20 protein-coding genes are annotated in these 20,905 nt (G+C 63.6%); 10 read left to right on the forward strand and 10 right to left on the reverse strand.

Annotated features, from left to right (window positions below; all coding sequences use genetic code 11):
* Window positions 1-46: 46 nt before the first annotated feature.
* Entirely contained in the window at window positions 47-709 is a 663-nt protein-coding gene (locus YU3_RS0102840) for a haloacid dehalogenase type II (RefSeq protein WP_027164819.1), read from the reverse strand.
* A 253-nt stretch (window positions 710-962) separates the two neighbouring features.
* Between YU3_RS0102840 and YU3_RS0102845 the strand changes: the two genes are divergently transcribed.
* The 4 genes from YU3_RS0102845 to YU3_RS0102860 all read left to right on the forward strand — a co-directional run bounded on the left by YU3_RS0102845 (window position 963) and on the right by YU3_RS0102860 (window position 4,253).
* On the forward strand, window positions 963-1,841 hold the full coding sequence (locus YU3_RS0102845) for a branched-chain amino acid aminotransferase (protein WP_027164820.1): 879 nt from the start codon (window positions 963-965) through the stop codon (window positions 1,839-1,841).
* Window positions 1,842-2,050: 209 nt separating this feature from the next.
* Complete coding sequence (locus YU3_RS0102850) at window positions 2,051-2,653, forward strand: superoxide dismutase (RefSeq protein WP_027164821.1); 603 nt, start codon at window positions 2,051-2,053, stop codon at window positions 2,651-2,653.
* A gap of 208 nt (window positions 2,654-2,861) precedes the next feature.
* Window positions 2,862-3,299, forward strand: coding sequence for a cytochrome c (locus tag YU3_RS0102855; protein ID WP_027164822.1), 438 nt, complete (start codon window positions 2,862-2,864; stop codon window positions 3,297-3,299).
* Between the two features lie 9 nt (window positions 3,300-3,308).
* Complete coding sequence (locus tag YU3_RS0102860; RefSeq protein ID WP_027164823.1) at window positions 3,309-4,253, forward strand: cytochrome c; 945 nt, start codon at window positions 3,309-3,311, stop codon at window positions 4,251-4,253.
* 22 nt (window positions 4,254-4,275) lie between these two features.
* On the opposite strand, the gene YU3_RS0102865 is transcribed toward YU3_RS0102860, so the two are convergent.
* The gene (locus YU3_RS0102865) at window positions 4,276-4,665 is read right to left on the reverse strand and encodes an SET domain-containing protein-lysine N-methyltransferase (protein WP_027164824.1); all 390 of its coding nucleotides are present in this window, start codon (window positions 4,663-4,665) and stop codon (window positions 4,276-4,278) included.
* A 102-nt stretch (window positions 4,666-4,767) separates the two neighbouring features.
* Complete coding sequence (locus YU3_RS0102870) at window positions 4,768-6,867, reverse strand: S9 family peptidase (protein ID WP_027164825.1); 2,100 nt, start codon at window positions 6,865-6,867, stop codon at window positions 4,768-4,770.
* A gap of 109 nt (window positions 6,868-6,976) precedes the next feature.
* On the opposite strand from YU3_RS0102870, the gene YU3_RS0102875 reads away from it, so the two are divergent.
* Both YU3_RS0102875 and YU3_RS0102880 read left to right on the forward strand, forming a co-directional pair.
* Complete coding sequence (locus tag YU3_RS0102875; RefSeq protein ID WP_027164826.1) at window positions 6,977-7,345, forward strand: hypothetical protein; 369 nt, start codon at window positions 6,977-6,979, stop codon at window positions 7,343-7,345.
* A gap of 419 nt (window positions 7,346-7,764) precedes the next feature.
* Window positions 7,765-8,190 carry a MucR family transcriptional regulator gene (locus tag YU3_RS0102880; RefSeq protein WP_027164827.1) on the forward strand — a complete coding sequence of 142 codons (426 nt, stop codon included), beginning with the start codon at window positions 7,765-7,767 and terminating at the stop codon, window positions 8,188-8,190.
* 60 nt (window positions 8,191-8,250) lie between these two features.
* Here YU3_RS0102880 and YU3_RS0102885 read toward each other — a convergent pair whose 3' ends face one another.
* Both YU3_RS0102885 and YU3_RS0102890 read right to left on the reverse strand, forming a co-directional pair.
* Entirely contained in the window at window positions 8,251-8,679 is a 429-nt protein-coding gene (locus YU3_RS0102885) for a SufE family protein (RefSeq protein WP_027164828.1), read from the reverse strand.
* Between the two features lie 207 nt (window positions 8,680-8,886).
* Entirely contained in the window at window positions 8,887-9,279 is a 393-nt protein-coding gene (locus tag YU3_RS0102890; protein WP_027164829.1) for a DUF5330 domain-containing protein, read from the reverse strand.
* A 555-nt stretch (window positions 9,280-9,834) separates the two neighbouring features.
* Between YU3_RS0102890 and YU3_RS0102895 the strand changes: the two genes are divergently transcribed.
* The 3 genes from YU3_RS0102895 to YU3_RS0102905 all read left to right on the forward strand — a co-directional run bounded on the left by YU3_RS0102895 (window position 9,835) and on the right by YU3_RS0102905 (window position 12,756).
* On the forward strand, window positions 9,835-11,571 hold the full coding sequence (locus YU3_RS0102895; protein WP_027164830.1) for a PAS domain-containing sensor histidine kinase: 1,737 nt from the start codon (window positions 9,835-9,837) through the stop codon (window positions 11,569-11,571).
* Window positions 11,546-12,337 (forward strand): peptidoglycan-binding protein, encoded by a 792-nt coding sequence (locus YU3_RS0102900; protein ID WP_027164831.1) that lies wholly within the window; start codon window positions 11,546-11,548, stop codon window positions 12,335-12,337. The genes YU3_RS0102895 and YU3_RS0102900 overlap by 26 nt, the downstream gene beginning before the upstream one ends.
* Window positions 12,338-12,408: 71 nt before the next feature.
* A complete protein-coding gene (locus YU3_RS0102905; RefSeq protein ID WP_027164832.1) occupies window positions 12,409-12,756 on the forward strand; it encodes a DUF1491 family protein in 348 nt (115 codons plus the stop codon).
* Here the strand turns inward: YU3_RS0102905 and YU3_RS0102910 are convergent.
* The 5 genes from YU3_RS0102910 to YU3_RS0102930 form a co-directional block, all read right to left on the reverse strand.
* Complete coding sequence (locus YU3_RS0102910) at window positions 12,753-13,766, reverse strand: DUF2336 domain-containing protein (protein WP_027164833.1); 1,014 nt, start codon at window positions 13,764-13,766, stop codon at window positions 12,753-12,755. The two genes, YU3_RS0102905 and YU3_RS0102910, sit on opposite strands and share 4 nt — an antisense overlap.
* Window positions 13,767-14,225: 459 nt before the next feature.
* Entirely contained in the window at window positions 14,226-14,774 is a 549-nt protein-coding gene (locus tag YU3_RS0102915) for a DUF1254 domain-containing protein (RefSeq protein ID WP_027164834.1), read from the reverse strand.
* A complete protein-coding gene (locus tag YU3_RS0102920; RefSeq protein ID WP_027164835.1) occupies window positions 14,767-15,351 on the reverse strand; it encodes a DUF1214 domain-containing protein in 585 nt (194 codons plus the stop codon). Before YU3_RS0102920 ends, YU3_RS0102915 begins: the two co-directional genes overlap by 8 nt.
* A 78-nt stretch (window positions 15,352-15,429) precedes the next feature.
* Window positions 15,430-17,586, reverse strand: a complete 2,157-nt coding sequence (locus YU3_RS0102925; protein ID WP_027164836.1) for a penicillin-binding protein 1A — start codon at window positions 17,584-17,586, stop codon at window positions 15,430-15,432.
* 159 nt (window positions 17,587-17,745) lie between these two features.
* Complete coding sequence (locus YU3_RS0102930) at window positions 17,746-18,384, reverse strand: TetR/AcrR family transcriptional regulator (RefSeq protein WP_027164837.1); 639 nt, start codon at window positions 18,382-18,384, stop codon at window positions 17,746-17,748.
* A gap of 111 nt (window positions 18,385-18,495) precedes the next feature.
* On the opposite strand from YU3_RS0102930, the gene YU3_RS0102935 reads away from it, so the two are divergent.
* Entirely contained in the window at window positions 18,496-20,904 is a 2,409-nt protein-coding gene (locus YU3_RS0102935; RefSeq protein WP_027164838.1) for an FAD-dependent oxidoreductase, read from the forward strand.
* Window position 20,905 lies beyond the last annotated feature (1 nt).

Here is a 20,905-nt window from a genome sequence, read left to right on the forward strand (position 1 = left end):
GAAGCTGTGACCGTGCCACAGCTGTTGCGCTGCAGCAACACAGGCGTCAGACGCCCGTCAGAAGGCCATCGAGCGAAGGCAGGATCAGCCCTGGCGGAAAGTCGCCATATTCGTCCGGCTGGTTGGTCCGGTTGATCCAGACCGTGCGGAAACCGAACCTCGTGGCGCCGGCTACGTCCCAGCGGTTCGACGACTGGAACGACACCGCGCCCGGATAGAGCCGCCAGCCGGTGACGACCATGTCGTAGACCGAGGGATCGGTCTTGAATTTGCGCACCGCATCGACCGAAAACACATCGTCGAGGATCTGGTCGAGCGCCGCGGATTTGACCGCCGCGTTGAGCATTTCCGACGATCCGTTGGACAGGATGGCGAGCTTCGCGCCCGAGGCCCTGAGCGCCTTCAATACGGCGGGCACTTCCGGGTAGCAGTCGAGCCGCCAATAGGCCTCCAGCAGTTTCGTCCGCAGCGCCGGATCGGCCGAGGGCACCTTGCGCAGCGCAAAGTCGAGCGCCTGCTCGGTCAACTGCCAGAAGTCGGCATATGAGCCCATCAGCGTCCGGACCCAGGAATATTCGAGCTGCTTGGCGCGCCAGATTTCCGACAGCAGCTGTCCATCCGGGCCGATCTCGCCGGCATGGCGGCGCACGGCGGCGTGCACGTCGAACAACGTGCCGTAGGCGTCGAAGACAAAGGCCGCATGGTGCATGAGGAGAGTTTTGCGGCGCGCAGGCCTGCCGCGCAAGCGCTGATTGCGGATTAATGCATGTCGCCCAAAAGCGTGCAGCGGTTTTGGGAAAACGACATGCACAAGAAAGACTTAAAGCGCGTCGCCCGACTCCGTTTCGGTGCGCCGCGCTTTAAGTGCCTCTGGCCTCAACGATTTTTCCCGATGTCGGTTGACGCCGGCCGCCAAAGCATCGTCCTATGCCGGCCTGAAATCATCGATCTGGACGACGAACATGACACTGGCGGCGACGGCGCAAACCGCGACTTGGACCTATGTGGACGGCGATTGGTACGAGGGCAATGTCGCGATTCTCGGGCCGCGCAGCCACGCCATGTGGCTCGGCACCAGCGTCTTCGACGGCGGCCGCTGGTTCGAGGGCGTGGCGCCGGACCTCGAGCTTCATTCGGCCCGCGTCAACGCCTCGGCCGTCGCGCTCGGTCTGAAGCCCTCGATGACGACCGAAGAAATCGTCGGCCTGACCTGGGACGGCTTGAAGAAATTCGACGGCAAGACAGCGGTCTATATCAGGCCGATGTATTGGGCCGAGCATGGCGGCTATATGGGCGTGCCGGCCGATCCGGCCTCGACCCGCTTTTGCCTGTGCCTCTATGAATCGCCGATGATCCCGCCTTCCGGCTTTTCGATCGGCGTCTCGCCGTTCCGGCGCCCGACCATCGAGACCATGCCGACCAACGCCAAGGCCGGCTGCCTCTATCCCAACAATGGCCGCGCCATCCTGGAGGCCAAGAACCGCGGCTTCGACAACGCGCTGGTGCTCGACATGCTGGGCAACGTCGCCGAGACCGGAACCTCCAACATCTTCCTGGTCAAGGACGGCCATGTCATGACGCCGGCTCCGAACGGCACGTTCCTGTCGGGCATCACCCGCTCGCGCACCATCAGCCTGCTCGGCGACTACGGCTTCAAGACCACCGAGAAGACGCTGTCGATCCGCGATTTCCTCGAAGCCGACGAGATCTTCTCGACCGGCAACCATTCGAAGGTCGTACCGGTCACGCGCATCGAGAGCCGCGATCTGCAACCCGGACCAGTGGCCAAGAAGGCGCGCGAACTCTATTGGGACTGGGCGCATTCGACTTCCGCCGCCTGAGCCGGCGGAGCGGTTCACCGTTTCACGGAAATGGCGAACCGCTCTGCCCGTTTATTTTACGCAATACCGAACGGAAAACCGTTTCACACTTTTCCTGGAATTGCTCTAAAAAGTCGTCCGGCGCTCCATTCCGGAGTTGCCCCCACCCGTTCCAGACCTATCTTAGCTCGGTAGCATCACCGGACTTTTTCCTCGAGGGAGTACCATCCATGGCTTTTGAGTTGCCCGCCTTGCCTTATGACTACGAGGCCCTGCAGCCTTACATGTCGAAGGAGACGTTGGAGTATCACCACGACAAGCACCATAAGGCCTATGTCGACAACGGCAACAAGCTGGCCGCCGAGGCCGGAATGGGCGACCTGTCGGTCGAAGAGGTAGTGAAGCAGTCCTTCGGCAAGAATGCCGGGCTCTTCAACAACGCGGCCCAGCACTACAACCACATCCATTTCTGGAAGTGGATGAAGAAGGGCGGCGGCGGCAACAAGCTGCCGGGCGCGCTGCAGAAGGTCGTCGACAGCGATCTCGGCGGCTACGACAAGTTCAAGGCGGATTTCATCGCCGCCGGCACCACCCAGTTCGGTTCCGGCTGGGCCTGGGTGTCGGTCAAGAACGGCAAGCTCGAAATCTCCAAGACGCCGAACGGCGAGAACCCGCTGGTCCATGGCGGCTCGCCGATCCTTGGCGTCGACGTATGGGAGCACTCCTATTACATCGACTACCGCAATGCGCGGCCGAAATACCTCGAGGCCTTCGTCGACAGCCTGATCAACTGGGACCATGTCCTGGAGCTTTATGAGAAGGCGAAAGGCTGATCAATTCGAAGAAAAGCCCCGGCACGCCGGGGCTTTTCTTTTTCGGCCAAGGAGAAACCACAAGACTGCCGGCAAAAACGTCACGGCGAAAGGGAATAATCCCGCCGCGGCGCCCGTTAACGTCTGGAGCAATTCCAGGAAAAGTGTGGAACGGTTTTCCGTCCGGAATTGTGCCGCGAATTCTCTTCACCACCATGGAGCCAATTGAATGAGAAAGCTTGTCATCGCCATCTCTATGCTCGCCTTTGCCGGTTCGGCCGCCTATGCCGATCCGATCAAGGATCGCCAGGCCCTGATGAAGGAGCGCGGCAAGATCGCCGGCCAGCTGTCGAAAGTGGTCAAGGGCGAGGAGGATTTCGACGCCGCCGCGGTGCTGACGACATTGAAGGCCTTACAGGCCAATGCCGAGAAGTTCGACGCCGACACGCTGTTCCCCGCCGGCAGCGACAAGGGCGACACCACGGCCGCGCCGAAGATCTGGGAAGACATGGCCGGCTTCAAGTCCACCGAGGACAAGTTTTTGGCCGACGCAAAGGCCACGGTTGCTTCCCCACCCGCCGATGTCGACGCGCTGAAGGCGCAACTCAACACGCTGGGCGGCGATTGCGGCACCTGCCACCAAACCTACCGGATCAAAAAGAGCTGATCTCCTGACATGGCCTGGCTGAAGAAGCTTGTCGGCGCCGTCATCGTGCTTGGCGGCGCGGCAGCGGCTGCCGGCTGGGTCCTGTCGGCCCCGGTCAGGCTGGACGCCGAGACCGTCGCGCGACTCGGCCCCGGCGACGCCGCCAAAGGCAAGCGCATCTTCTATGCCGGGGGCTGCACTTCCTGCCATGCCAAGCCGGGCGCCAAGGGCGACGCCCAACTGCAACTGGTCGGCGGGCTGGAACTCAAGACGCCGTTCGGCACCTTCGTGCCGCCCAACATTTCGCAGGACCAGAAGGACGGCATCGGCGCCTGGAGCGAGGAAGACTTCGCCAACGCCATGCTGAAAGGCGTTTCGCCCTCCGGCGAGCATTTCTATCCGGCCTTTCCTTACGCGTCCTACGCGCGCATGAGGCCGGCCGACATCGCCGACCTCTACGCCTTCATGAAGACGCTGCCGGCGGTTGCCGGCAAGGCGCCCGATCACAAGCTTTCATTCCCCTTCACCATCCGCCGCGGCATCGGATTGTGGAAGCGGCTTTATCTCAGTTCCGAACCGGTGATCGCGCTGCCCGACGGCGCGCCGGACAAGGTGCTGGCCGGCCGCTACCTGGTCGAGGGACCCGGCCATTGCGGTGAATGCCACACGCCGCGCGATTTCGCCGGCGGCGTCAGGAAAAGCGAGTGGCTGGCGGGCGCCGTGGCCGCCGAAGGCTCGGGCGTCGTGTCCAATATCACTCCCCAGGGCGGCACCAGGGACTGGTCGGAGGCCGACATCGCCAACTATCTCGAGACCGGCTTCACGCCCGAGTTCGATTCCGTCGGCGGCGCCATGGTCGAGGTGCAGCGAAACATGGCGCAACTGACAGCCGACGACCGCGAGGCGATCGCCGCCTACCTCAAGGCCGTCCCGCCGCGCCCGAACGGTTATCCTGCGCGCAAGCCGAAGAGTTAGTCTAGCCGTCGCCCACTCGCATTTACGGGTGGCGGTCGCCCAGGAAGTCGAAGCCACTGTCGAAGAAGTGGTTGTAGTCGCAGGTCAGTTCCTCGCCGGGCGCGATGTCGCGCAGCGCGTAGGTCTCCTCGGGCGAGGAGACGTCGCAGTTCGGCTCGTCGGCGTGGTTCATGTAGCGTGCGTCATCCGCCTCGAAGACGATGTAGTTCGGGTCGCGCCGGTCCGGATAGGAATAGCGGTCGAGGTAGGACTTCACCGGGCCGGATTCGCCCTCATAGGTGTCGACGGGAATGCGCCGGTCGAATCTTGGATCGAGCTTCCAGATCAACGTGCCCTTTGGAATGCGGTGTTTGGCGAAGACGCCGATGCCCTGGATTGGCGATTTGTCGAGATAGACGTCGACGAGCAGCATGACGAACCTTGCAAATGACAGATGGCGCAGCCCGAAAAAGACCGCGACCAGAAACGACGGCGCATTGCGTAGCGCGAGGCCCCTGCGATTGCGAGCGCAAAATCAGGCCTTGCCGGTCACTTTCAAGGCATAGGCGTAAATGTAGGCGATCTCCTCCAGCCGTGAGAAGCGGCCCGATGCGCCGGCATGGCCGGAATCCATGTTGATCTTGAACAGGACCGGGTTGCCGCCCGCCTTGCGTTCGCGCAGCCGCGCCACCCATTTGGCCGGCTCCCAGTAGGTGACCCGCGGATCGGTGAGGCCCGCCAACGCCAGGATCGGCGGGTAGTCGAGCGCCGCGACATTGTCGTAGGGCGAATAGGCGGCGATCGTATTGTAGTCGTCGACCGAGGCGATCGGGTTGCCCCATTCCGGCCATTCCGGCGGCGTCAGCGGCAGGCTGGCGTCGAGCATGGTGGTGAGCACGTCGACGAACGGCACCTCGGCGACTATGCCGCCGAAACAGTCCGGCGCCATGTTGGCGACCGCCCCCATCAGCATGCCGCCCGCGGAGCCGCCTTGCGCCACGATGCGGTCGTGCTGCGTGTAGCGCTCGGCGACGAGATGACGGGCGCAGGCGATGAAATCGGTGAAGGTGTTCATCTTCTTCGCCCGCTTGCCGTCGTCGTACCAGCCGTACCCCTTGTCCTTGCCGCCGCGCACGTGCGCGACGGCGTAGACGAAGCCGCGGTCGACCAGCGACAGGTAGTTGGTGTTGAAGGCGGAAGGAACCGCGATGCCGTAGGAGCCGTAGCCGTAAAGCAGGCAGGGCGCGGAACCGTTCAGCGGCGTATCGCGATGGTATAGCAGGGAGATCGGCACCAACTCGCCATCGGCGGCGGGCGCCACCAGCCGGCGGGTGACATAATGTTCCGGATCGTGGCCGGAGGGCACCTCCTGCGTCTTCAGCAAAACGCGTTCGCGGCTGCGCATGTTGTAATCGAACACCTGCGCCGGCGTCGTCATCGACGAATAGGTGAAACGCATCACTTCGGTGTCGTATTCGTAGGAGCCTGAGAGGCCGAGCGAGAAGGCGTCCTCGTCGAAGGAGATGAAATGCTCCTCGCCGCTGGCGCGCTCGCGCACGACGATGCGCGGCAGGCCGTCCTTGCGCTCCAGCCGGACCATGTGATCCTTGAAGCCGAGCACCGAGAGGATCAACCGGCCGGGCTCATGCGGCACCAGTTCCTGCCAGTTGGCGCGCACAGGATTTTCGACCGGCGCGGTCATGATCTTGAAATCCTTGGCGCCGTCGGCATTGGTGAGGATGAAGAAGATGTCGCCGCCTTCCTCCAGGTCGTATTGCAGGCCGCTTTCGCGCACCGCCACCAGCCTGGGCTCGGCGGATGGGTCGTTGGCCGGCAGAAGCCGATACTCGGATGTCTCATGGTCGTTGATGCCAATCATGATCCAGTCATTGGCGCGCGTGCCGCCGACATCCATGAAGAAGCCCGGATCGGTCTCCTCATGGATCAGCCGGTCGTTCTCAGGCCTGTCGCCGAGCGCGTGGAAGAACACTTTCGACGGTCGATGGTTGTCGTCGAGACGGGTATAGAAGAAGCCGTCATCGCCGGCGTTCCACACCCCGCCACCACCCGTGTCTGGGATCTGGTCAGCCAATTCCTTGGCGCTGGCAAGATCTCGCACGCGCAGCGTGAAGAACTCCGAACCCTTGTCGTCGAAGGCCCACAGCAGCTTCTTGTGGTCGGCCGAATGATCCACACCGCCGAGCCGGAAATAGGCCTTGCCCTCGGCCTCCGCGTCGCCGTCGAGCAGGATCTCGTCGGCGCCGCCGTCGCGCGGCGTGCGGAAATAGCGTGGCTGCTCGCCGCCCTGCCGGAACGACGAGCCATAGGCGTAGGGGCCGTCCTTCATCGGCACCGTCGAATCGTCTTCCTTGATGCGCCCTTTCATCTCGGCGAACAGCTTGCCGCGCAGATCCGTCGTGCCTGCCATCAGTAACGCCTGATAGGCGTTTTCAGCCTCGAGATGGGCGCGGATCCGGCCGTCGAGCAGGGAGGGGTCCCGGAACACGGCCTGCCAGTTGTCGGCTCGCATCCAGGCATAGTCGTCGCCGCGGGTGATGCCGTGATGCGTGTCGGAGACCGGGTGTTTCTCAGCCGTCGGCGGACTGGCGGTCGGGAAGGCGGAAGATTTGGTCATTACGTCTCGCTGCGGAATTTGCTTGAATGACAAATGAACACGCCGCTCAGCGGCGGTTCAAGGGGCGCGGTTCAAGATGGTCTACAGAAGCCAAGTTGAAGGGGGAAAGATGAAATCCTGTGTTTCTATCGCAATGGCCGTTGCCGTCGCCGTGGCAGCTTTGGCTTTTTCCAACCGGTCTCATGCAACGGTCTTTGCCGCCTGGCAAGTGTCGGGCGTGCCGTTCGGCGACACGCTTAATGCACGAAAGTATCCCTCCAACGCATCGCAAAAGCAGGCCGCATATCCGAACGGCACCGTGCTGCAGATGACCGGCCGCTGCACCGGCGGCGTGAACCTGCTCGATATCGCCCGGCAGCCGCAGTGGAAGCAGCGCCTGGCGATCCGCTATCGTTGGTGCGAGCTCTGGCACGATCCCGCACAGAATGGCCATTTCGTCACCGGCTGGGTCTACGGCAAATATATCGCGCCCTATTGAGGGGCCCCGTCACCCCGCCTCGTTGGTTCGGCCATCAAGGCGATGTTTTTGCGCTCCGCTGTGCAACAGGATTCGTCGTGCCGGCGCAACAGGCATCCAAGCATTGGCCAAGCATTGAGCGCTATGTCGAGTGGCGATCGGATGTCTAACACACTGATGACGTAACGTCACCGCATGACGGTCTGGCCAGAAAAATCTCGCGAAGTTACACGGTGCACGAAATTTTGAAGCTGAATCAGCAATATTTGATGAATATCGACGAATATAAATCAATATACGAATTGACTTACTTGCAATGCGGCGCCATTAAGATAAGCGACACGAATCGCAGGGGCTTTCCTGCATGAAATTCGTGCGATGCCCGATCTCGGAAAAAAGGGCGCGGTTTTAGAAACAACTCTCGTTGGGGCTTTAGCATTATGGAAATCGTCGAAACACCTTCGAAAAACGGTGATGCGCTGATCGAGCTGACCGCCGATGTCGTCGCCGCCTATGTCAGCAACAATCCGGTGCCGGTTGGGGAACTGCCGAACCTTATCGCCGACGTCCATGCCGCGTTGGGCCGTGTCGGTGGCTCGCCGGAGCAGCCGTCGGCCGAAAAGCAGAAGCCAGCCGTCAACCCGAAACGCTCGGTCCATGACGACTACATCGTCTGTCTCGAGGACGGAAAGAAGTTCAAGTCGCTGAAGCGGCACCTGATGACCCACTACAATCTCACGCCAGAGGAATATCGTGAGAAGTGGGGCCTGGACGCTAACTACCCGATGGTGGCTCCCAATTACGCGGCCGCCCGCTCGCAACTCGCCAAGAAGATGGGTCTGGGCCGCAAGCGCAAAGGCCGCTGATCGGTCTTCAAGCAGTTCGACGGCGCCCCTGGGGCGCCGTTTGCTTTTGAAGCTCTCGGATCAGGCCGTCTGCTTCAGTGCCGCTTCCGCGTCGCGCTTGATGCGCTTGACCATCGAGCGCAGGCCGTTGGCGCGCTGCGGCGACAGATGCTCGTCGAGGCCGAGCTCCTTCAGCGTCGCTTCGGCGTCGGTGTTCTGGATTTCGCTTGCCCGCCGGCCCGAAAACAGTGCCAGCATGATGGCGACGAGGCCGCGCACGATATGGGCGTCCGAATCGCCCTGGAAGCTGATCACCGGGTCGGCGCCCGTTCCGTGCTCCGTGGTGAGCCACACCTGGCTCACACAGCCAGGCACCTTGTTCACGGCCGTGCGGTCCTCATCGGGAAAAGGCGGCAGGCCCTCGCCGAGCTCGATCACGTAGCGATAGCGATCCTCCCACTCGTCGAGCAGGGAAAAGTCGTCGCGGATCGTCTGGATCGGGGTAGTCATTTGCTTCGCATATAGTGTCCCGGCACTGCCGCGTCACGGAAAAAAGAAAGACGCCGCGGGCGTCGAGAGGTCGGACGGGCCCGCGGCGTTAGAGCAATTCCAGGAAAAGTGCTTAGCGAGTTTCCGTCCGGAATTGCGCCAAACCAAAGAGAGAGCAATTCCAGGAAAAGTGCGTAGCGGGTTTTCCCTCCGGAATTGAAAGAGATCTCAGTTCTTCGCCGTCAACATCACCGGGATGTTGACCTTGGCAGGCAGAACGATGTCCTCGGCGACGCTGCCGGTGGTCGTGACGGAGCCATCCGCGACCTTCGTCTCGGGCGCGCTTGCCTGCCCGGACTGCTGGTCGTCGATCATGGCCGCGGCGATCTTGGCCGTTTCCTTGGCGCGAACGGTAATGGTGTACATGGCCGATTTGCCCGTTTCGCAGACATCGGGCTTACGCTCGCACAGCCCGGCTATGTCGCCGACCGCCTCGCGCGCCGCAAACAGCGCCTGGATCGGCCCGACGCTTTGCTGACCGTCTTCACCCGGGCCAACGCCGAGCGGCAGCGCCAGCAGCACCAGCGAAAACCAGAAAGCCATCCTGATCAGAAAGCCCATGTTACTTGCCTCTCATCCGGGATGGACAGCGCCCATCCGTGGCGGATCATGCATCCATCGGCATGACCTCTTTTTATGGGCACGATAGTGGCACGCTCACGCAAAGGACGGCTTGCACCGAAGCCGCGAATTTTCCTCAAATTTTAGACAAATTCGAAAGGATCGGTTTTGGCATGGACTTATCTCGAATCTCATCGATTGCATTAACTTTACGATAACCATATATCATATTGTTATTAAACGATTTTGTCTCTGAGAGCGGTTAGCCGGGTCAAGTTTCGATCCGTTTTGGCACGGGCCTCACGGCTAACCCGCCGTTTACCATGGCGGCAACTCGGCGTGCTTTGCGGGGTCGCCATCGCAATATTTGCCCTGGGGCGGGCCGCCGGCTTCGCCAGCCTTATCCATTCCTTAAATGCTGGATGCGAGTTTCAAGCCAATTGATGAGTCACCTGCCAGGCAGGGCGTTTTTCACGACCGGGTATGCGTGCGTTGAGTTCGATTTCAGCCAGATATGTTCAATTGCCTGGCGCGGTTGCCGCCGGCTGCGAACGCATGGTTCACCCGATGGTGACGGGTGAGGCAGAACGCCTGCGCCAGCGCCGCTTCATCGGCGTCATGCTTGCCGCGCCCTTCCTCGCTGCCGGCGCCGCGGTCACGCTGGTCACCTCGAGCCTCGGCGCGGCCGTCACCATGGCCGCCATCTTTGCCGCCTTCGGCCTGTGTTGGTTCGCCGCGCTTCTGGTGGCCGCCACCGGCCATATGGCGCTCGCCGGCCGCATGGCGATCGTGTTGGGCGGCCTTGCCCTTGCCGGCGCGATGGCGGCTGCGGGCGGATTGGCCTCGCCGGTCGCGCTCCTTGCCGTCGCATTGCCCGTCGAAACCTGGTGGGTCTCAGGGTCGCGGCGCGCTGCGTTGTCGAGCGCGCTGGCGGCGGTTGGCGCTGTCGTGCTGCAGCCCTTTGCCGGCCAGGTCCTGCCGCTCGGCGAAATCGCCGCCTGGCATTGGTTGCTGCCGCTCGCCTGGGTACTGACGCTGTTGCCGCGTGCCGCCGCCTTCGCCAATCCGGCCAGCTTGCGGCCGGCGGAACCTGCCGGCGATAGCCTCGAGGACGTCATCGACGCCGTCGTGCTGCGGGTCGGGCGCCAGGGAGAAGTGCTCGACGCGTCCGCCAAGGCGCGTTCGATCCTGAAATTGGCGCCGGAGCTCCTGCTCGGCACCGGCCTGTTCGACCGCGTCCATCTTTCCGACCGCGTCGCCTATCTCACCGCTTTGGCCGACATGCGCGAGGGTGCGCCGAAGCGCCGGCTCGAGCTGCGCATTCGCCTGCCGCGCGAGGGTTCCGGCGCGGCCGACAATTTCCGTCCGTTCAGCCTCGAGCTGATGCATGGCGAAGCCGACCGCGACCTCTTCACCCTGGTCTTGCGAGAGAACGAGGATGTGGCTGCGCTGCGAGAGGAGCTCGCGGACGCCAGGGAGGCCGCCGCAGCCGCGGAAGTGGCCAAGGGCCGCTTCCTGGCCGTGGTCAGCCACGAGCTGCGCACGCCGCTCAACGCCATCATCGGCTTTTCCGACATGCTGCTGCATGAGATGTTCGGCGCCTTCAAGGATCCGCGCCAGAAGGAATATGTCGGCCTGGTCAGGGAGTCCGGCCAGCATCTCCTGTCCGTCGTCACCTCGATCCTCGATGTCTCGCGCATCGAGGCGGGCGCCTACGCGACCGAGCTGGAGCCGTTCCGCTTTGTCGAGGCTGTCGACATGTGCCGCTCGATGATGCGGCCGCTGGCCGACGCCAAGAGCATAGTTCTTGCCACGCAGATCGCCCAGGATGCCGGCGAGATCAACGCCGATCGCCGCGCGGTGCAGCAGATCCTGATCAATCTCGCATCGAACGCGGTCAAGTTCACGCCCGATGGCGGCAGCGTGGTGATCGGCGCCAAGCGCGTCGGTACGCGCTTGCATTTCTGGGTGAGCGACACCGGCATCGGCATCGCCGAGGAGGATATGGCCAATCTCGGTAAGCCGTTCATGCAGATCCATAACGACTACACGCGCCGTTTCGAGGGAACCGGGCTTGGCCTGTCGCTGGTCAAGGGCCTGGTGGCGCTGCACGACGGCACGATGTCGATCGAGAGCGCGCCGGGTGAGGGCACCACGGTGACGATCGGCCTGCCGGTGAACGGGCCTAAGCGGCATGCCGGTACGCCTTCCGGCGTGCTGGCCATGCCGGCGGTCAAGCCGAAGGGGGATACAGATGGGGAGAGGAATGGCTCGCTCCGCAAAACGGCCTAAGGTGGTCGAACCCGAGCGCGGCGTCTTTGCCGAGGGCGCGGTTGCCGTCGGTCAATTGATCGCAAGCAATCCGGTTCTGGTCGGCGGTTCAACCGCCTTCCTGGTGACGCTGTTCTATGTGTCCGCCAATGCGCTCTGGTATCAGCCTTTTCCGCACACCAGCGCCTTCTTCGCGACCAGGAGCATCGAGAATTTCCCGCATACCGTCTCCAACGAGCCGGAAACCACCATCAACATCGTGCGCCAGGCGCCGGCGCAGCCTGCGCCGAAGCCGGATCCGGTTGTCCAGCAGGTGCAGGGCATTCTGAAGGACCTCAGTTTCTACGACGGAACGGTCGACGGGCTCTCGGGCCCGGCCACGCGCAAGGCGATCCAGGCCTATCAGCTGAAAGTCGGGCTGCCGGGGTCGGGCGAGGTCGACACAGCACTGCTCGACCAGCTTGGCGCCCGCCAGACGACGGCGGCCATTCCCCACCCGGCGCCGCGGCCGGCCGATGGCGCCGCCAACGCTTCCGCCGCCAGGCCGCCCGTGATCCCGGTCTCTGCGCCGGCCGATGGCGCCACGCAATCGCCCGACGCCCGCATCGTCAAGATCCAGGCCGGCCTCAAGGCCTTCGGCAACAATGACATGCAGCTCGACGGCAAGGTCGGCGCCCGCACCAAGTCCGCGATCAAGGAATTCCAGGCCCTTTTTGGTCTGCCCGAGACCGGCGAGCCGGACGAAGCTGTCTACGTCAAGATGCGCGAGATCGGCCTGACGAACTGAGCGGCGGCAAGATCGTTTTGGTTCCTTCATCCTTGCTGTAAGAAATCGCGCATGCCATCCGGAAACCTCCCATGCGCGTAACCACCGATCTTTGGGTTTCGGCCCTTGTGCGTCGCGTGTTTGGCGCCGGCGGCTTTGCCGCGGTCGTCAAGCGCGGCGCGACCGAGGCGGGCGCCGTCTTCGTGCTGTCGCGCGGGCGTCTGGGGGAGATGGCGCTCTATGGGCCGGCGCCGCAGACGAGCTACGATTCGGCCAGGCCAGACGATCGCTTTTTCACCTTGCTCGATGCCGGCGACGACAGCACGGCTTTCGATGCGCGGCTGGAGCGGGAGAAGAAATTCGATCCCGACATCTGGGTGGTCGAGATCGAAGCGGGAGCCGTTCCGGTCGAAGAGCTGCTTTCGGTGAAGGCTGATTAAACGGATCGGGAGGCTTTGAGGCTGGAGCTCGCCTCTTCGCCGTTCGAGGCATCGCGTCGTTCGGCACTGATCGTGTCGGGCGCCTTGCCGCGGATGGCCGGCGACAAGGTCTCGGCCTTCCAGGCGCGTACCTTGTCGAGCGCCGCCTCGCGGTGCAGCAGCCGGTAGCGGTCGAGGAACAGGCGGATCGCCTGCGGATGCGGAAACTCGCCGGGATAGACCGCAACCGCGATCAGGAACGCCCTGTCTTCGCCGAGGTCGAGAGCGCGCAGCGCCGCAAGCAATGCGGCATAGCTTGGCTGCCCGGTCACTGAGCGGGCAGTCGCGAAGTCGATGTCCAGCGCGTCGGCAAGGGCGGTCTGGAAGAAGGCCGCGTTGCCAGTCAGCGCCGTCTCGCGCAACTTCACATAGGCCGGTTGGCCGAGGAAGGTGTTGACGTCCGCACTTTCGTCGGCCGGGCGCATCATCGCACGCAGGCGGCGCCGAGCATTCTCCGCTGCATCGCCGGGCACGGAACTGGTATCCGCTTTGGTTACGGGTTCTGGTTTCGGTGCAAGCCTGGTGACTGTCTCCGGCGGCCGCGTCTTGACCAGCGTCGGCCTTTCCAGCACGCGGATCAGGTCGGCGATCGTCGGGTTGAGCACCTTGCGGCGCGCAATGGCGCGCGCGTGCGGCAGCCCGTGCCGGCCGATCAGCGCGATGAGGTCGATGTCGCTCAGCGCGTTGGAGCGGGTGAGCAGCGGCGCGGCGATCTCGACCGGCTCTTCGGCCAGCCGCCTGACCAGCGCGGTCGGCGCATATTCGCATTCGGAAAGGGCAGCGGCTACATAGCGGCGCGACTCGACCGAGACCTTGTCGAATAGGGGCAGCGTCAGGTCCTCGAGCTGGGCGATCTCGCGCCGCGAGGGGCGCGTCAGCGAGCAGAAGGCGGACACGGCGGCGCGGAACAGCCTTTCGGCCTTTCCCGCTTCGGTCCGGATAGCGATTTGCCTGAAATCCGAAGATGACACGGAGGATACGCCCGATACTCGACACAATCCTGAACCGCGCAATCCAGCCGCGCCGGTTTCGCAACTTCAGGAAAAACAAACATCAAATTAGCCGCGATCCGTTAGCGCTCCGTTAACCCTCTACGCCTCTTAATCAACTTTGGAGGCGTTGCGTTGTGCTCCGGTCAAACCGAGAGGAATGCGCGAACCATGGGCATGGTCCTGTCTTTTGTGCCGCGAGCGGCACCTGTAAATCGAGCAAGTCACGACACCGCGACGGCGGCGGCGGTCATCATTTTCCCCGGCGTCCGCTACGAATTGCGTCCGCAGGCCAGTGAGAGGCAGCCCGGCAAAGGCAGCTCGGACAAACCTGTCTCGCCGTCACCTTCCTCGCCGCATCACTGATAGCAATTCCGGACGGAAGGCTGGGGCGAAGTCGCCAAGCCCAACCGTTTCACGCTCTTCCTGGAACTACTTGCGTCAATAATCCTGCAATTCGCAGGCGCTCTGCTCGAGGAAGCGTGACACGATCGGCTTCCAACTCTCGTCCGGCACGAAAGCGCGGACGACGAAAATGCCTTCCTCAATCGGCGCCTCGACAAAGATCGCGCCCTGCAAATCCTCCGGGAGATCGCGCCGCACATCGATCATCTGCGCCGGCGTCAGCACCACCGTGTCGAGCTTTTCGCCATTGGCGTTGTGGTCGTTGAAGGAATAGAGGTTGTGTCCACTGCTGTCGTAGACCGACGCCGACCAGAACGGCACGTCGCCCGGCGCCTTGATCCGCACCAGTCCGTCGGCGAGGTCGAAACGGCAGGCGGCCGCATAAAACAGCGGGTCGACCGACTTGACCACCGGCGCGCCGCCGGCCTCGGCGTCCAGCCGCGTCATCTTGTAGAGGTCGGAGGCCATAGCCAGCCGCGACCAGGCATCGCGCTCGGAAAATTCAGGCACCAGGAACAGCACCACGATGTGCACGATGCCGGCGCCGAGCAGGCCGAGGATCAGGGCGTGCAGCAGGCTACGCATCGCAGCCCGCCTTCAGGATGCGCGGCAGCGTCACGTCGGAGAGGCCTGTGCTCGAGGCGATCGGCGTGTCGTAGAAGGTCAGCACGAAGTACATCTTGCCGAAGCCGCCGGTGAGCAGCCAGTTGCCGGGGGCCGGGCGGTTGCCGACGGAGATGACGACGGAATTGTCCGGCTGGCGCAGCACTTCGTAGGACTGCAGCGCCGCCTGCCTCGGCTTGCCGGTGTCGATCACGCCAAGTGACTGGTCGGCGGCATAGAGCGTCCAGAACCGGGCGGTCGGATAACCGTCCTCGATCGTGTAGGCGCATTCGCGTTTCAGCGGCTCGCCGGCATCGTCGCGCTCGGCGACGAAGGCGAGCCCCTCGGCCCGGCCGAGCGCCAGCACGCCCTCGCGCGCCACGCGCGCCTTGGAATAGGGGTCGGCGGCCAGCGTCCCGACTTCGGGGAAAGCGGTCCATTGGCCGATGCGGATTGCACCGACGCCGTCCTGCGCATTGAGCGCATACCAGACGCTATAGCCGCCAAGCCCGATGGCCATGGCAAGCGAAAGCAGCGTCAGGATGGCGTTCTTGAGCATGAGAGCCGCAACAGAGGAGGTTCCCCGGGATATCGCGGCGCGGGGTGCCGTGGCAAGCCGCTTCGCGCGGGGGTGGTTCTAAAGCGCCGAAAGCGTCTCCGGCAGGGTGGGGGCATCGAGCATGGGGGCAGCCTGGAACGTCTTGGTCATGTCCCTCAGCGTCTGGGTGGTGCGGTTGGAAAGCACCGGCGGACGTTCGGCCTCGGCCTGCGCCGCCGCGGCGTCGGCTTCCTTCTTCGCCGCTTCCTCGGCCTTGGCCGCCACCTCAGGATCGACCCATGGATGATCGATGCCAGGGATCGGCTTCAGGTCGATATTCTGGTGCGCATAGACCATCAGCCGCTGCCAGACCATTGCCGGCAGGGTGCCGCCGGTCATTTTGTTGGTCGCCGTGAAATCGTCATTGCCGAGCCAGACGGCGGCCGTGTAATTGCCGGTGAAGCCGACGAACCAGGCGTCGCGATAGGATTGCGTCGTGCCGGTCTTGCCGGCGACGACGATGTTCGGAAGCTGGGCGCGTCTGGCCGTGCCGATAACCGGTACCGCCGCCAGCATGGTGTTCATGTATTTCAGCGCCTTTTCCGACAGCACCCGGTGCGGCGGCGCCGCGTCCTTGGCCCAGTCATAGACCACTTCGCCGGTGCGGGTGACGAGCTGGGTGATGCCATGGCGCGAGCCGACGAAGCCGTTCTGGGCAAAGACGCTGTAGCCGGTCGCCTGGTCCATCACCGTCATGCCGGACGTGCCGAGCACCATGGTCTTGTGCGATTCCAGCGGCGATTCGACGCCCATCGATTCGGCCATCGCCTTGATCGGGCCGATGCCGAGGTAATCCTTGGCGAGCCGCACCGGCACTGTGTTGATCGACTTGGCGATCGCCGTGAGCAGCGTGACATTGCCGGCCGACCCGCCGCTGTAGTTGTGCGGCGACCAGCTGCCCCAGCTGACGGCGCCGCCCGAAACCACCGAGTCCGGCGTGAAGCCGTGCTCCATCGCTGTGGCGTAGACATAGGGCTTGAAGGACGAACCGGTCTGGCGCAGCGCCTTGGTGGCGCGGTTGAACTGCGAGGTGCCATAGTCGCGGCCGCCGACGATGGCGCGCACCGCGCCATTGGTCTCGATCACCACCACTGCGCCTTCGGTGACGTTGTACTCCTTGCCGAACTGGCGAAGGTGGAATTCGACGGACTCCTCTGCCGCCTTCTGGATGTTGGCGTCGAAGGTGGTGTGGGCGACCAGCGAGTGCTGGCCCGGCTTGGCGATCTTCTTCACCTCGTCGAAGGCCCAGTCGAGGAAATAATCCGGGCTCTTCTGCTCGCCGCGGTCGACGACGTCGGCCGGGTGCAGCCGCGCCTGCAGCACCTGGCCCTCTGTCATGAAGCCGGAATCGACCAGGTTGGAGAGCACCACATTGGCGCGCGCGCGCGCCGCCGGCAGGTTGATGTGCGGGGCGTATTTGGTCGGCGCCTTGAACAGGCCGGCCAGCATTGCCGCCTCGGCCAGGTTAAGGTCCTTGACGCTCTTGCCGAAATAGAAATCCGCCGCCGCCTCGATGCCGAACGTGCCGCCGCCCATATAGGCGCGGTCGAGATAGAGCTGCAGGATCTCCTTCTTGGACAGGTTCGCTTCCAGCCATAGCGACAGGAAAGCTTCCTTGATCTTGCGCTCCAAAGTGCGTTCGTTGGACAGGAACAGGTTCTTGGCGAGCTGCTGCGTGATGCTGGAGCCGCCCTGGACCACCGAATTGGCGCGCACATTCTCGAAGATCGCGCGCGACAGGCCGAGTACATCGATGCCGTAATGGTCGAAGAAACGCCGGTCCTCGGTCGCCAGCACCGCCTTGATGACGATGTCGGGCATCTCGTCGACCGGCACGGAATCGCGCTGGATGATGCCGCGCTGGCCGATCTCGTTGCCGTAGCGATCGAGGAAGGTGACGGCGAAGTCGCCCTGGTTGCGCCAGTCGCCGGTGGTGATGTCGAAGGCAGGCATGGCGAGCGCGAGCAGCACCACGAAGCCGCCGGCGCCCATGGTGAAGCCCTCGCTCAGCACCTCGATGATGGCGCGGCGCCAACCATGCACACGGAAACGGCGGGAAAAGATGGTTGCCGCTTCCCAGAATTCGCGCGCCTTGAAACCGATCTCATAGAGCGAGGAATCGAGCCACGCGTCGACGCCGAGCAGCGCCGAAGCGATCCGGCCTCTTCTCTTATGTGGTTTCGAAGGACTTGCCATTCGACTTCCGCCCAACGCACTTTTGCCCGAAAACTGCGTGCGGGCAGTTTCAGGGTGGCACCCTGTCAAACTATTCGACCATTTTATCACCGCTCACAAGGGCAGCGAAGCCACAGCACAAGCTTTGTTGAACGCTGAGGTTGATTGTGCTCGGCAACATCACCGCGCCGCGATGAAGCGCATGAAATGAGCCACATCCGCCTCGCTCGGCTCCAGGCCGGTGAAGGCGCGCAGATAGGCTGCCAGGTGGCTGACGCGCGCCTCGACCGGTTCCTTCAGGTCGAGCACGTAATAGCCGATCTGCATGTAGTAGAGGACGCGGGCGCGGATGAAGGCGTCCTCGCCGTCATAGCCGTGCCGGCGGTACATGTCGCGGATCGCGCTGAGGCGATCGTCGTCCGCCTTGTCGATCATGCGCCGCACGTCGTCGGAGCGGCGCGCCCATTCGCGGACGGCGAAATCGAGCCGCGGGTCGAACAGGCGCTCGTCGGCCCAGCATTCGAACACGTTCAGCACGCCCATGATGATGGTTTCGGCAGAGCGCTGGGCGCGTTCGACGATCGCCTTGGTGTTGGTCTCGTGCCAATGCGCGAGCAACTGGTCAAGCAGGTCCTGCCGGCTCTCGAAATACCAATAGAAGCTGGAGCGTGAGACGCCAAGCTTCTGTCCCAGCGTCAGCACGCGCACGCTTTCGATACCGTCGGAAATCAGCGTTTGCAGCGCGAGGTTGATCCAGTCCGCGCGGGTCACCTTGATATTGCCGAGCGCCGGCTCGTCCCGGGGAGCAGTCATGATCATGCCTGCACAATAGGCACGGCGCGGAGCGGTGCGCAAGCTCTGGACAGAAGTGTCTAGACACATATGTACAGTCTATGTATCGTAAGGGCCTGCAACGAGAGGGAGAGGCTCGTGAAGTCGCATTACCGGGCAGTCGTCATCGGGGGAGGCGTGGTCGGCGCCTCGGTGCTCTATCACCTGGCGCGATTCGGCTGGAGCGATGTGGCGCTCATCGAGCGCGCCGAGCTGACGGCCGGCTCGACCTGGCACGCGGCCGCCGGTTTCCATGCGCTCAACGCCGATCCCAATGTCGCGGCGCTGCAGGACTACACGATCAAGCTCTATCGCGAGATCGAGGCGGAATCCGGCCAGAATGCCGGGCTGCACATGACCGGCGGCGTCAACATGGCGAGCGACCCGCAGCGCTGGGAATGGCTGAAATCGGCCTGGGCGGTGTTCCAGTCGGTCGGCATCGAGACCGCCCGTCTGGTGAGCCCGGAAGAGATCCAGGAAATCTGCCCGATCGTCGATGTCAGCGGCGTGCTCGGCGGCCTCTATGATTCGAACGAGGGCCATCTCGATCCTTACGGCACCACGCATGCCTATGCCGGAGCGGCCAAAAAGCGCGGCGCCGATGTCATCTTGCGCAACCGCGTCGTCGAGTTGCGGCCGCGCGCCGACGGCGGCTGGGATGTCGTCACCGAGAAGGGCACGATCGTCGCCGAACATGTCGTCAATGCCGGCGGCCTGTGGGCCAAGCAGGTCGGCTTGATGGCCGGCGTCGACCTGCCGGTGACGCCGATGGAGCACCACTATTTCGTCACCGAGGACATCCCGGAAGTAGCGGCGCTGGACAAGGAACTCGGCCTCGCCGTCGATCTCGACGGCTTCTCCTACCTGCGGCAGGAGCGCAAAGGCGTGCTGCTCGGCGTCTACGAGCAGAACCCGAAGCACTGGAACATGGACGGCGCGCCCTGGGACTACGGCATCGAGCTGATCCCCGAGGATATCGATCGCATCAGCCCTGAGCTTGCAAAAGCCTATGAGCGCTTTCCATGCCTTGCCACGGCCGGTATCCGCAAATGGGTCAACGGCGCCTTCACCTTCACGCCCGACGGCAACCCTCTGGTCGGCCCGGTCAGGGGACTGCGCAATTACTGGGTCGCCTGCGGCGTCATGGCCGGCTTCAGCCAGGGCGGAGGCGTCGGCAAGTCGCTGGCCGAATGGATGATCTATGGCGAGCCGCAGGCCGACATTTTCGGCATGGACATCGCCCGCTACGGTGCGTTTGCCGCCAACCGCGAATATCTGCGGCAAACCACACGCCAGTTCTATGCCCGCCGCTTCGTCATGACCTTCCCCAATGAGCGGCTGCCGGCCGGCCGCCCGCTGAAGCGGCCCGGCGCCTATGACGGCATGACGGCCGCCGACGCCGAGTGGATGGCATCGTGGGGACTGGAAATCCCGGCCTATTTCGCGCCGATGGGTTTTCGCGAGGAAACGACGCTGAAGCGCTCTAACGCTTTCGACATCGTCGGCGACGAGGTGCTGCAGGTCCGCCGCGCCGCCGGCCTCGTCGATACCACGGCCTTCTCGCGCTACGCCGTGTCGGGCCCTGGCGCCGAGGCCTGGCTCGACCGGCTGCTCGCCTGCCGGCTGCCGACGCCGGGGCGGGCCCGGCTTGCACCGATGCTTGGGTCCGACGGCCGGCTTAAGGGCGATCTCACTGTGCTCAATTGGGACGGCGAGTATTGGATCATGGGTTCCTACTATTTGCGCGAATTCCATATGCGCTGGTTTGAGGCGCATCTGACGGATGGCGTCACGGTCACCGATATTTCCGATGCCGTATCCGGCTTCCTTGTCACCGGGCCGAATGCAAGGAAGATCGTCGAGCGCACCACGCATCGGGACGTCTCGGCGAGGGCCTTGCCGTTCATGGCCTGCGGCGCGTTAGACATCGGCTTGGTTCGTGCCCGGGTTTCCCGGCTGTCGATCGCCGGCGAGCTTGGCTTCGAGATCAATTGCCCGGCCACCCTGCATTCGACCCTGCGCGAGACGCTGCTTGCCGCGGGTGAGGATCTCGGCCTTGCCGAGATCGGTTACTACGCGCTGAATTCGCTGCGGCTGGAAAAAAGTTTTGGCATCTGGTCGCGCGAATTCACGCAAGGCTATACGCCCGGCGAGACCGGGCTCGACCGCTTTATCGCTTTCGACAAGGGCGATTTCATCGGCCGCGAGGCGGCGCTCAAGGAGCGCGAGGCGGGCGTCGCGCGTCGGATCGTGACGCTGGAAGTCGATGCGGTCGACGCCGATGCCAGCGGCTTCGAGCCGGTCTGGCACAAGGGGCGGCGCGTCGGCTTCGTAACTTCCGGAGGCTATGGCTACACGGTCGGCAAGAGCGTCGCCCTGGCGTTGCTCGATGACGATTTCGCCGGGGAGGGGACCGAACTTTCCGTCCACATTGTAGGGGTTGAACGGCCGGCGCGCATCGTCGCGGCCTCGCCTTACGACGCTGAAGGCAAGGCGATGCGGCAATGAG

The sequence above is a fragment of the Mesorhizobium sp. WSM3224 genome (genome assembly GCF_000427725.1).
In the GTDB taxonomy this organism is placed as follows: domain Bacteria; phylum Pseudomonadota; class Alphaproteobacteria; order Rhizobiales; family Rhizobiaceae; genus Mesorhizobium.